The organism is Sphingomonas sp. Leaf28, assembly GCF_001421685.1.
Classification (GTDB): domain Bacteria; phylum Pseudomonadota; class Alphaproteobacteria; order Sphingomonadales; family Sphingomonadaceae; genus Sphingomonas; species Sphingomonas aurantiaca.
Map to the genome: position 1 here is coordinate 354,617 of NZ_LMKX01000001.1, position 13,234 is coordinate 367,850.

Consider the following 13,234-nt stretch of genomic DNA (forward strand, 5'->3'; position numbering starts at 1 on the left):
CGCGCTTGCTCCGCAATGGCGGCACCTGACGGTTTCGAGGCGGGGACGCAGACGATGGCCAATCACCCTTTGCGTATCGTGATAGCCGGCGGCGGTACCGCCGGTTGGATGGCGGCGGCGACGTTCGCGCGCTTCCTAGAGACGGGATACGAGATCGACCTGATCGAGTCCGATGCGATCGGCACGGTCGGTGTCGGCGAGGCGACGATCCCGCAGATCCACCTGTTCAACGACGCGCTGGGGCTCGACGAGGACGCGTTCCTCCGCGCGACCGGCGGCACGTTCAAGCTGGGGATCGAGTTCGTCGACTGGTTAAAGCCGGGCCATCGCTACATGCACGCATTCGGCGATGTCGGCCGCGACGTCGGGCTGTTGCCGTTCCACCAATATTGGTTGCGCGCGCGGTCGCTCGGGCTTGCCGGCGACCTCGGCGCCTATTCGCTCAATACGCATGCCGCGCTCGCCAATCGCATGCAACGCGGACCTGCGCGCACCGCCCGCACGCTGCCGTCGATGCCGTACGCCTATCATTTCGATGCGGGCCTCTACGCGCGCTACCTACGGCGCTATTCCGAGACGCGCGGCGTCAACCGGATCGAGGGGAAGATCGTCCGCGTGACTCGCGATGGCGATAGCGGCGATGTGTCCAGGCTGGTGCTCGAGAATGGCACGACCGTCGCTGCCGACCTGTATATCGATTGCACCGGGTTTCGCGGGCTGCTGATCGAGGAGGCGCTCGGCACGGGGTATGAGGACTGGACGCACTGGCTGCCGTGCGATCGCGCGATCGCCGTGCCGTCGGCGCGCGGCGAAAAGTTCACGCCGTACACGCGCTCGACCGCGCACGCTGCCGGCTGGCAGTGGCGGATCCCGTTGCAGCACCGGACCGGCAACGGCGTCGTCTATTCGAGCGCGCATATGAGCGAGGACGAGGCGACCGCCACGCTGCTGCGCGGGCTCGACACGCCGGCGATGGCCGATCCGCGCACGATCACGTTCCGCACCGGTCGTCGCAAGCGGATGTGGAACCACAATGTCGTCGCGCTGGGATTGGCGGCGGGGTTCATGGAGCCGCTCGAATCGACCAGCATCCACCTGATCCAGTCGGCGATCGCGCGACTGCTCAAGCTGCTGCCGGGGCGAGTCATCGCCGAGGCCGATCGCACCGAGTTCAACCGCCAGAGCGACTTCGAATACGAGCGCATCCGCGACTTCATCATCCTTCACTACAACGCGACCGAGCGTGACGACACGCCGTTCTGGCGCCAGTGCCGCGACATGGCCGTGCCCGATACGCTGGCCGCGAAGATCGCGTTGTGGCGCGGCAATGGTCACATCGTACGCGAGCATGAGGAGCTGTTCACCGAAGTCGGCTGGCTGCAGGTGCTGGCCGGGCAAGGCATCGTGCCGGACGGCCATCACCCCCTGTCAGACGCGATATCGACCGCGGACCTGGGCGAATTCATGGACACGATCGACAAGCTGAACGCGCGCGAGGCGCACCAGATGCAGGACCATGCGGCGTTCGTCGCCCAGCATTGCGCCGCCGCGCCGAGCCTTGCGGCATGACCCCCGCCGACGCCCCCCTTCTACGATCGAGACCGATGACCGCTACCCAGACACCGACGACGCCCTGGTGGAAGGGCGCCACGATCTACCAGATCTATCCGCGCAGTTTCGCCGATACGAATGGCGACGGGATCGGCGACCTGAACGGCATCACCGCGCATCTCGACTATGTCGCCGCGCTCGGCGTCGATGCGGTGTGGCTGTCGCCGTTCTTCACCTCGCCGATGAAGGATTTCGGCTATGACGTGTCGGATTACCGTGACGTCGATCCGATCTTCGGCACGCTCGACGATTTCGACGCGCTGATCGCACGCGCGCATGCGCTGGGCCTCAAGATCATCATCGACCAGGTCTATTCGCACACGTCGGAGGAGCATGACTGGTTCCGTCAGAGCCGCGCATCGCGAAGCAGCGACAAGGCGGACTGGTATGTCTGGGCGGATGCCAAGCCCGACGGCACGCCGCCGTCGAACTGGCAGTCGGTATTCGGCGGCCCGGCCTGGACGTGGGACGCGCGACGCGGGCAATATTACCTGCACAATTTCCTGAAGGACCAGCCGCAGCTCAACGGCCACAATCCTGCGGTGCAGGACGCGTTGATCGGCACGGCGAAGTTCTGGCTGGATCGCGGTGTCGACGGCTTCCGCCTCGATGCGATCAACTTCGCGATGCACGACCCCGCGCTGACCGACAATCCGCCCGCGCCCACGACCAACCGCGCGCGCACGCGCTCGTTCGATTTCCAGCTGAAGCTGCACAACCAGAGCCATCCGGACATCGTCGGCTTCATCGAGCGGATCCGCGCGCTGCTCGACGCGCATGGCACCGGGTTCACCGTCGCCGAAGTCGGCGGCGACGACAGCGACCGCGAGATGAAGCTGTTCACCGGCGGCAACGGGCGGCTGAACAGCGCATACGGATTCGACTTCCTCTACGCGGACCGGCTGACGCCCGACCTGATCGTCGATGCGGTCGGCAACTGGCCCGATACGCCGGGGCTCGGCTGGCCGAGTTGGGCGTTCGAGAACCACGACGCCCCACGCGCGATCTCGCGCTGGACGACGCCCGACCGGCGCGAGGCGTTCGCGCGAATGAAGATGCTGCTGCTGGTCGCGCTGCGCGGCAACATCTTCCTGTACCAAGGCGAGGAACTGGGGCTCACGCAGGTCGACATCGCGTTTGCCGACCTGCTCGATCCCGAGGCGATCGCCAACTGGCCGCTCACGCTGTCGCGCGACGGCGCGCGCACGCCGATGCCGTGGATCGGCGCAGCGGCGGATCTCGGATTCGGCAGCACGCAGCCCTGGCTGCCGTTCGGCGAGGATCACCGGGCCATCGCGGTCGACGTGCAGGAAGCGGACGCTACGTCGCTGCTGCACTGGACGCGGACACTCATCGCCGCGCGGAAAGCGCATCCCGCGCTGCGAACGGGCAGCCTGCGGATCGTCCACAGCGACGACGCGGTGATCGCGTTCGAGCGCGTGTGCGACGACGAGACCCTGCTCTGCGCGTTCAATCTGGGCGAGCAGCCGCGCGACTGGCCGATCGGGATCGCGACCTATGGCGACTGTCTGTTCGCGACCGAGGGCGCAGACACGACCAGCCTGCCGCCGCTGTCGGGGCTGGTGCTGCGGCGGTGATCGACGGGCTCGGCCAGCACATCGTCATCCTCGGCGGCGGCACCGCCGGGTGGATGACCGCGTGCCTGATCGCGCATCGCTGGCGTGCGCGCGGCATGCGGGTCACGCTGGTCGAGAGCCCGGAGATCGGCATCGTCGGCGTCGGCGAAGGATCGACGCCGCAGCTGAAGCACTTCTTCGACACGCTGGGCATTGCCGAGGACGCGTGGATGCCCGCGTGCGACGCGACCTACAAGCTCGGGATCGGGTTCGAGGGCTGGTCGGACCGTGCCGGGTACGAGCGCTATTTCCACCCCTTCCCCACCGCGCTCGACAGCCACACCGCGTCGCAGTTCTTCTACAACGCGCGCGCGCTCCGGACGGGCCGCGATGTCGAGGCGCATCCCGACCGGTTCCTGCTCCCCGCCCGCCTCGCCGCCGCGCACTGCGCGCCGCAGCCCGCCGCAAGCTTCCCGTTCGAGGTGAGCTACGGCTATCATTTCGACGCGTACAAGGTCGGTGCTTTCCTTGCCACGCATGCAACCGAGACGCTCGGGGTCGACCATCTCCAGTGCCGGATCGCCAGCGTCGAGCGCACCCCGACCGGCCAGATCACGGCGCTGATCGATACCGACGGCGGGCGGATCTCCGGGGATTTCTTCGTCGACGCCAGCGGGTTTCGCAGCACGATCTTCGCGGCGCTCGACGTCCCGTTCGTCAGCTATGCCGACGCACTGTTCAACGACCGCGCGGTGGTGATGCCGACCGCGCACACCCCCGGCGCGCCGATCCCCAGCCAGACTCGCGCCACCGCGCTGTCGGCAGGCTGGGCGTGGCACATCCCGCTGACCAGTCGCGCCGGCAACGGCTATGTCTATTCCAGCCGCCACCTGACCGAAGCGCAGGCCGAGGCCGAGCTGCGCGCGCATGTCGGGACCGAGGCCGGCGAAGCCCGCCACCTGAAGATGCGCGTCGGTCGCGTGCACGACAGCTGGTCGCACAACGCGCTCGCGATCGGGCTGGCGCAGGGTTTCCTCGAACCGCTCGAGGCGACCGCGCTGCATCTGGTGATCGCGACGGTCGAGGCGTTCCTCGACGGGGTGGACGCAGGCAGCGCGACGGATGCGGTGCGCAGCGCGTTCAACACGCGGATCGCCGCACGCTATGACGGGGTCCGCGATTACATCGTCGCGCATTACCGGCTGAATCAGCGTCACGACGATCCGACGGGCTATTGGGCGCAAGCGCGCGGCGTCGAGGTCCTGTCGGACGACCTGAAGATGCTGATGTCCGCCTGGTTCACCGGTGCCGACATGGTCGCGTCGATCGATCGCGCCGGGCTTGCCCGCTATTATTCCGCGATCAGCTGGCACTGCCTGTTCGCGGGCTACGGCACCTTCCCCGAACCTGCGCGGCTGATCCCGCCCGGTGCGGACATCGACCCGGTCGACATGACCCGGATCGACGATTTCCTGACCCGATGCGCGATGAATTTCGGGTCGCACGCCTCTCGTCTCCGCCCCGCGGACCTCAAGGATTTTGCATGAAACATATCGCCCTCCTGCTCGCCGCCACCGCCGGCCTGTGCAGCGTCCCCGTCCAGGCGCAGACGACCACGCTCCCCGCCCCCACGCTCACCCCGCGCAGCGACGGCGTCGAGGTTCGTGCCGGCGCAACGACCCTGCGGATCACCGCGATGACCGACGGCCTCGTCCGCGTCCGCGTAGCCAAGAACGGCGCGTTCGCCGAGGATGCGAGCTGGGCGGTGACGGCTGCGACCCGCAAGCAGACGACCAGGGTGACCGCAGCCACGGACGGCTTTACGACCGCCAGCGTCCGCGTCCGCGTCGGTGCGGGCGGCGCGATCATTTTCGAGACGCTCGACGGCAAGATTATCTCCGCCGATGCCGCCCCCGTCAGCACCGACGGCAAGGCGTTCACGATCGCCAAGACGCTGCCGATCGCCGAGCATTTCTACGGCCTTGGCGACAAGACGCAGGGGCTCGACCGCCGCGGCCACGGCTTTGTCGACTGGAACACCGATGCGTTCGGGTTCAGCAGCGCAGACGATCCGATCTACAAGTCGATCCCGTTCTTCATCGGCAGCGGCGGTGCGGGCGGCAGCTACGGCATCCTGCTCGACAACACTTATCGCACTTGGTTCGATTTCGGCCACCGCGATGCCGAGACGCTCTCGTTCGGCGGCCCCGACGGCCCGATCGACTATTACTTCATCGCCGGCCCCTCGATGGCGGAGGTCACGCGGCGCTATGCCGACCTGACCGGCCACGCCCCGCTCGCGCCGAAATGGGCGCTCGGCTACCAGCAGTCGCGCTACAGCTATGGCAGCGCCGACGAGGTCCGCCAGATCGCCGCCCGCCTGCGCAGCGATCGCGTGCCGACCGACGTGATCTGGCTCGACATCGGCTATCAGGATCGCAACCGCCCGTTCACGACCGACGCCAAGACCTTCCCCGATCTGCCCAAGCTGGCGTCCGAGATGAAGGCGGACGGGATCAAGCTCGTCGCGATCACCGATCTGCACATCGCCGCGGTCGAGCAGGGCTATGCGCCGTACCAGAGTGGCATGAAGGCAGATGCGTTCATCAAGAACGCGGACGGCACCCCCTATGTCGCGCCGGTCTGGCCCGGCCCGTCGGTGTTCCCAGACTTCACCAAGACCACCGCACGGACCTGGTGGGGCGAGCAGTATAAGGGGTTCCTCGACGCGGGGATCGCAGGCTTCTGGAACGACATGAACGAGCCGGCGATCTTCGAGACGCCGACCAAGACGATGCCGCTCGACACGCGCCACCGGATCGACAGCGACGATTTCGCAGGCCGAATCACCGATCACCGCGAGGCGCACAACGTCTACGGCATGCTCAACACGCGCGCGACCTATGACGGCCTGCTCAAGCTGCGCCCCGACGAGCGCCCGTTCGTGATGACGCGCGCCAGCTACGCCGGCGGGCAGCGTTACGCGGTGACCTGGACCGGCGACAACAGCGCGACCTGGGATCATCTGAAGCTGTCGGTGCAGCAGATCATCAACCTCGGCCTGTCGGGCTTCGGCTACAGCGCCGCCGACGTCAGCGGGTTTGCGGGCGGACCCAGCCCCGACCTGCTCACGCGCTGGACCGAAATCGGCGCGTTCACGCCGGTGTTCCGCAACCATTCGGCGACCGGCACGCCGCGCGTCGAGCCTTGGGTCGACGGCCCCGACCATCTCGCGATCCGCCGCCGCTTCATCGAGGAGCGCTATCGGCTGATGCCGTATTTCTACGCGCTGGCGGATCAGAATGCGCGGCTGGGCGATCCGATCATGCGCCCGGTCTTCTACGACTATCCGGCAGCTGCAAGCGCGTCGTGCGACCAGTCGATAGCGTTCACCTTGGGCAAGTCGCTGCTGATCGCGCCGCCGCCCAAGCCTGAATCGCCGCAGACCTATGACGTCTGCCTGCCCGCGGGTGGCTGGTACGACTATTGGACCGGACAGCGCGTCGGCACGCCCGAACCCGCCGCCGCCGGGCCGATCCAGTCGGCGACGCAGGCCGTACCCACCGCGCGCACGCTCGGCGACCGCGTGACCGAGACGCCGCGGCTCGATCACCTGCCGGTGTTCGTGCGCGCGGGCACCATCCTGCCCCGCCAGCCGCTGGTCCAAAGCACGAGCGAAACCCCGAACGGTCCGCTGCGCCTCGACGTCTATCCCGGCGCGGACTGCATGGGGACACTCTACGAGGACGATGGCCGGAGCCTCGCCTACACGCGCCGCGGCTATTTCCGCCAGACGGTGCGCTGCACGATCACACCGACCGGTCTGTCGATCGACTTTGCCAAGCCCGAGGGCAGCTTCAAGCCTTGGTGGAAGACAATCGCGGTCACCATCCACAACTGGACCGGCGCCAACGCCGCGCTGGCGAAGACCACGCGGGTGGCCGTGGTGAACGACAATGCTGCAGCGACCGCAACGGTGACGGTGCCCATGCAGGCGCGCGCCGGTACGATCGCGATCGACGGACGGCAGGCGCGCTCGAGCTGATCACGGCCGTACCGCGACATGATCGAGCCAGATCGTGTCGCGGTACGGCGCGGGATTTCAAGCCGACGGATCGCAAGATCCGCTGGCGATCATGCCCGCATCGGCCATTTACCTAAACGGAAACGCAAACTATTCATAGCGTTACCGCCGAAGCACATATTTACAACTTACCTTCCCAATACAGCCGCGATGCCGTACTGTTTCTTCCAGTATCTGCCTCTAATTCGGCGGGATATGCGTGGCGGCGTCGATCTAAACCGTCAGTCCAACATGCTCGGTTTTAGAGACACTGCGACATCGATACGACACTTGCCCGTTTCTTCGACACACTTGCCACCGGCGCCTCGCTAGATGAGGACGACCGGAATCACCTGTTCCAATTGCCGTTCGCCCGGAAGATCTATCCAGCCGCGGGCTATCTGATGCGGCAGGGCGACCGGGGCGATGCCTTGTCGATCGTGCTCGACGGATATTGCTACGGTCAGAAGGATGATGGCGAGGGAAAGTCTCAGATCGTCTCGCTGGCAATCACCGGGGATAGTATCGGGCTCGAGCATCTCTACTTGCGGACGGTGGATCACGACACGCGCGCGCTGACCGCCGTGGACGTCGCGACCGTTCCCCTGGCGGTAGTGCGACAGATCGCCGCGCGCCGCCCGGCAATCGCGCAGGCTTTGGGGGTCCATCAGGCGATCCGCCACGCGATCACGCGCGAATGGATGGTTAATATCGGCGCGCGCGACGGCCTGCGCCGCGTCGCGCATTTCCTGTGCGAGTTCGCGGTGCGCAGCGACGCCGCCGGTCGCACCCCCGATGACGGCTATGAACTGCCGATGTCGCAGGAGCAGATCGGGCAGGCGACCGGATTGACCGCGGTCCATGTCAACCGGATGCTCAAGACGCTCCACACCGCCGGGCTGGTCGAGCGAAGCTGGCGTCACGTCCGGTTCGCGGACTGGCACGGCCTTCGCGACATCGCCGGCTTCTCGGCGGATTATCTGCATGCGGGACAGCAAGTGCGGATACCGGCGCCCCCTGCCCCCTAGCCGAACTATTGCCCGCTCGATGCAACCATGATGCCGTCTGTACCGGGTTCGAAACAGCCTGGCTCGACGCGAGTCTTCACCGAGCAAATAATCGGAACGGCATAAGATAGTATCCAGTTTCACCCGTGAAACCGCACGCATGCGAATCCAGTCCGGCGGGCTACTCTGTAACATATGGTAATAAGTTGGTTAAATATCCGCTGACGTGTGATTTTTTCACAACGTCAGCATGTTTCTATCTTGTATTAATTTCAGAAGACTTACATAGGTTAAGAGCCGAACATCAGTCCATCCCGCGCGACTCCAAACGCCGGGTTTGGGCTTGGTATTCACGCTTCGACCATCTGATTTGATGGCGGTGCAGCTCGACGCAGATCGGGCCGCTGCGATCCGTTAAGGCTTCGTCCTCGCTTCGGGCGCACTACCCCCCTTCGAACGGCTCCCGCTGCTGCGGATGGGAGACTCGTGCCTTCCATCCGCGGTGACTTTCGAGGTGTTCATGTTCAAGTCGACCCTATGGGCGGCCGCGCTTGCGGCTGTGAGCCCGGCTGCCCTGATGGTTTCGGCCCAGGCTGCGGAGGCGCAGGTTCCCATCGGTGCCGGCGGGCAGCTCCAGCAGATTCCGCCGACCCCGCTCGTCGAGAAGCCCGCGCCCGAGCTCGGGTTCGAACGCAAGACGCCGGTCGCGATTCCGGCAACCGGCGGCCCCAAGACGCTCGTCCGCTCGCTTCGCGTGAGCGGCGCGACTCTGTTTCCCGAGGCCGACCTGGTCGCTACGTCCGGATTTACGCCGAACAGCGAGCTCGACCTGGCCGACCTCAAGACGCTCGCTGCACGGATCACGGCCTATTATGCCAGCCGCGGCTATTTCGTCGCGCAGGCCTATCTTCCCGAACAGGACGTACAGAGCGGCACCGTAACACTCGCGGTCGTCGAGGGGCGTTTCGGCGCGGTTGGCGTGAAGAATGGGTCGCGATTGTCCGATCGTGTCGTGAACGGAATTCTCACCGGGCTCGACGTCGGCGATCCGGTCGCAGCCGCGCCGCTCGAGCGCCGCCTGCTGATGCTGTCGGACCTGCCGGGCGTACGCGTCGGCTCGACGCTCAGCCCCGGCACCGCGGTCGGGACATCCGACCTGCTCGTCAACGTCGCGCCAGGCCGCAGCATCACCGGCAGCGTCGACGCCGACAACGCCGGCAACCGCTACACCGGGGCCTATCGCGTCGGCGGCGTGGTGAACTGGAACAACCCGACGGGCTCCGGCGACGTGCTCAGCCTGCGCGCGCTGACCTCGTTCACCGGCCTCGCCTATGGCCGCGCAGCCTATCAGGCGCCTATCGGACAGGTCACGCTGGGCGTCGCCTATGCGCATCTCGAATATTCACTCGGCAAGGAATTCGACAGCCTCGACGGCAGCGGCAATGCCGATGTCGCCAGCGTCTATGCGAGCTATCCGCTGATCCGCTCGCGCAACAACAATCTGTACGTGACCGTCGGCGGCGACGTGAAATGGTTCGACGATCGGATCGGCATCGTCGACACGACCAGCTATCGCCGTGCGCAGGTCATCACCGCAGGGCTGAGCGGCGACGAGCACGACACGCTGCTCGGCGGCGGCTGGAGCGCCTATTCGCTGAGCTATTCGGTCGGCAATCTCGACATCCGCGGCGCCTATGAGCGGTCGATCGATGCGCTGACCGCGCGCACCGACGGCAGCTACGGGAAGCTGCAGTTTAGCTTCGCGCGGTTGCAGACGATCGCCGGCCCGCTGTCGCTGTTCGCCTCGGCGCGCGGGCAGATCGCGTTCAGCAACCTCGACATCTCCGAGCGGATGGAGCTGGGCGGTGCCTATGCGGTGCGCGCTTATCCCGAGGGCGAGGCTTACGGCGACCAGGGCTATGTCGCGACCGCCGAGGCGCGGGTGGCCTTGCCGCAGATCGTGCCGGGTGCGCTCCAGCTGTTCGGGCTCGTCGATGTCGGCGAGGTCGATTACGTCAAGCATCCGTATTTCACCGGCTCGAACCACGCGAAGCGCAGCGCCTATGGCGCCGGCCTGGCGTGGAGCGCACCCTACGACTTCACGGTCCGCGCGACCTATGCGCGCAAGCTTGGCGATGCCGATGCGACGTCCGCGCCCGACAAGTCGGGCCGCGCTTGGTTCCAGGTTTCGAAAAGCTTCTGACCGCGCTGCCAGACTCTGCTGGCCAGCCCAAATTCTGCGGCCCGACGCCGCTACCGAGGATACCGCCCATGACCGCCATCCCGTCATCGATCAGAAATACCCGCCGCCCCGCGGCCGCATCGGCGCCTACCGTCCCCGCCATCTCGCGGACGCGGCGTGGCGGCCTGTTCGGCACCACCGGGCTTGCGCGGTTCGCCTGGCTGATCGGGTTCAGCCTGGCCGGCACCGCGGCGACACGTCCGGTCGAGGCGCAGACGCTGCCGACCGGCGGCGAGGTCGTGGCGGGCCAGGCGAGCATCGCGACCGGCGGCAAGTCGCTGACCGTGACGCAGACCAGCGACCGCGCGGCGATCAACTGGCAGTCCTTTTCGATCGGTAAGGGCAAGAGCGTCGTGTTCGACCAGCCGACCAGCAGCTCGGTCGCGCTGAACCGCGTGCTCGGTACGGACCCGTCGGTGATCCTCGGCAACCTGTCGGCGACCGGCAAGGTATTCCTGGTCAACGCCAACGGCATCCTGTTCGGTCAGACCGCGAACGTGAACGTCGGCGGGCTTGTCGCGTCGACGCTGAATATCTCCGATGCCGATTTCCTCGCCGGCAAGACCAGTTTTGCGGGCACGAGCAGCGCGAGCGTCCAGAATGACGGCACGATCAACGCCAAGAACGGCTATGTCGCGCTGCTCGGTGCGAACGTCGGGAATGGCGGCACGATCAAGGCGAATTTCGGCACGGTCGTGCTGGCGGGCGGCGAGGCCATCACGCTCGACGTGGCCGGCGACGGGCTGCTCAACGTCGCGGTCGACAAGGGCGCGGTCGGCGCGCTGGTCCGCAATGGCGGGCTGATCCGCGCGGACGGCGGCAAGGTCGTGATGACCGCGCAAGGCGCGGGCGACCTGCTCCACACCGCGGTCAACAACACCGGCATCGTCGAGGCGCGCACGTTGCAGAACCGCGGCGGCACGATCCTGCTGCTCGGCGACATGAAGACCGGCACGCTCAGCCTCGCCGGCACGCTCGACGCCAGCGCCCCCGTGGGCGGCAATGGCGGCTTCGTCGAGACGTCTGCCGCCACCGTCAACGTCGCCGACGGCACGCAGGTCTCGACCTTCGCACCGTCGGGTGCGACCGGCATGTGGCTGATCGATCCGCAGGATTACGTGATCGGTGCAGGCGGCAACATCTCGGGCTCGACGCTGTCGGCACAGCTGGTGACGACCAGCATCACGATCAGCACGATCCCCGCCGCGGGTGACACGACGACGGGGAATGGCGATATCTTCGTCAACGACGCGGTCGCGTGGACCGCGTCGGGCGTGCCGACGACGCTGACGATGAACGCGTTCCGCGACGTCAACATCAACGCGCCGATCACCGCGACCAACGGCAATATCGTCGCGTGCTGCGGCCGCGACGTGAACGTCAACGCCGATCTGACGACGACCAACGGCAGCATCCTGCTGAACGCCGGCCGCAACGTGCAGGTGTTTCACGCGATCACGACGACCGACGGCAACATCGCCTTGTGCGCAGGGCATGACGTGATGATCGACGCGGCGGTCACGCTGACGCGCGGCACGACGATCCCCGCGCAGAGCCTGGGCCTGCCGGTCGGGCTGACGCTGATCGCAGGGTCGGACGGCACCGGACCGGGCGTCAACGGCGGCACGATCGTGTTCTCCGCGCTGTCGCCGCCGACCACGGTGACCGCGGCGCCGGTGTCGATCAACTACAACCCCGTCTCGTACACGACGCCGACCGACTTCTCGACCGAGTTCGTCCTGACCGAAGGCGCGGCGATCACGCAGCGCATGCTGCTGTTCCCGACCGCACAGAAGGTGGCCGACGGCACCAATGCGGCGGTACTGAGCGGGTTCAACACGACGTCCACCTCGGGCAGCCCGACGGGCGTGTCGCTGGTCGCCGGCACCAATGCGACCGCGACGTTCGACAGCACCGATGCCGGCTCCGGGATCGGGGTCAGCTATAGCGGTTACACGCTGACCGGCGCGAACGCCGACCAATATGCGCTGGCAAGCTCATGCTGCGTCGCCGGGTTCCGCACGACCGGGACGATCACCGCTGCTCCAGCTCCGGCACCGGCACCCGCGCCGGCTCCGTCACCATCACCCGCCCCCACACCATCGCCCGCTCCGGCACCAGCGCCCGCCCCGGCTCCAGCGCCTGCTCCGGCACCAGCGCCCGCCCCGGCACCAGCGCCCGCTCCGGCACCAGCGCCCGCTCCGGCACCAGCGCCTGCTCCGGCACCAGCGCCCGCTCCGGCACCAGCGCCCGCTCCGGCACCAGCGCCCGCTCCGGCACCGGCTCCTGCACCGGCTCCTGCACCGGCTCCCTCGCCGGCACCGTCACCGTCACCGTCGCCAACCCCAACGCCGACACCGACGACGCCCATCGTGGTCACGCCGACACCCGTGCCGAACCTGCCGACCGCGGCGCGTCCGTTCCTTGAGGTGCCGCCCGTTCCCCTGCGGGTATCGTCGCCGCCGCCGGTCGATGTGGTCGAGGGCGGCGTCTTGTTCCCGCCGCCCGTCCGTCCGGGAACGGTCATCGTCGAGAACCCGGGTACGCCAGAGACGGTGCAACCCGTTTTCGAAACTCCCGTCCCGCCGCAAACCCTGCAGCCCGTACCCGATCGTCCGTTCGTGCAGCCGACCCCGCCCAATGCGCCGGCGGTGCCCAACTATCCCCGCAAGCAGGCACGGCATTGATATGATCGGCAGGTTCTGGCGCAGGGCGTTGGCAGTAGGACTCGTTG

General features: G+C 67.0%; 7 protein-coding genes. All 7 read left to right on the plus strand.

Annotated elements, in window-relative coordinates; genetic code table 11:
- Positions 1 to 15: 15 nt before the first annotated feature.
- The 7 genes from ASE79_RS01645 (at position 16) to ASE79_RS01675 (ending at position 13,187) form a co-directional block, all read left to right on the plus strand.
- The gene (locus ASE79_RS01645; protein WP_235516713.1) at positions 16 to 1,569 is read left to right on the plus strand and encodes a tryptophan halogenase family protein; all 1,554 of its coding nucleotides are present in this window, start codon (positions 16 to 18) and stop codon (positions 1,567 to 1,569) included.
- A 35-nt stretch (positions 1,570 to 1,604) separates the two neighbouring features.
- Entirely contained in the window at positions 1,605 to 3,209 is a 1,605-nt protein-coding gene (locus ASE79_RS01650) for an alpha-amylase family glycosyl hydrolase (protein ID WP_056411197.1), read from the plus strand.
- Complete coding sequence (locus tag ASE79_RS01655) at positions 3,206 to 4,735, plus strand: tryptophan halogenase family protein (RefSeq protein ID WP_082445002.1); 1,530 nt, start codon at positions 3,206 to 3,208, stop codon at positions 4,733 to 4,735. The genes ASE79_RS01650 and ASE79_RS01655 overlap by 4 nt, the downstream gene beginning before the upstream one ends.
- A complete protein-coding gene (locus ASE79_RS01660; protein ID WP_056411198.1) occupies positions 4,732 to 7,233 on the plus strand; it encodes a TIM-barrel domain-containing protein in 2,502 nt (833 codons plus the stop codon). The genes ASE79_RS01655 and ASE79_RS01660 overlap by 4 nt, the downstream gene beginning before the upstream one ends.
- A 380-nt stretch (positions 7,234 to 7,613) precedes the next feature.
- Positions 7,614 to 8,279, plus strand: coding sequence for a Crp/Fnr family transcriptional regulator (locus ASE79_RS01665; protein ID WP_056411200.1), 666 nt, complete (start codon positions 7,614 to 7,616; stop codon positions 8,277 to 8,279).
- A 499-nt stretch (positions 8,280 to 8,778) separates the two neighbouring features.
- Entirely contained in the window at positions 8,779 to 10,461 is a 1,683-nt protein-coding gene (locus tag ASE79_RS01670; RefSeq protein WP_056413185.1) for a ShlB/FhaC/HecB family hemolysin secretion/activation protein, read from the plus strand.
- Between the two features lie 68 nt (positions 10,462 to 10,529).
- Complete coding sequence (locus tag ASE79_RS01675; RefSeq protein ID WP_082445003.1) at positions 10,530 to 13,187, plus strand: filamentous hemagglutinin N-terminal domain-containing protein; 2,658 nt, start codon at positions 10,530 to 10,532, stop codon at positions 13,185 to 13,187.
- Positions 13,188 to 13,234 lie beyond the last annotated feature (47 nt).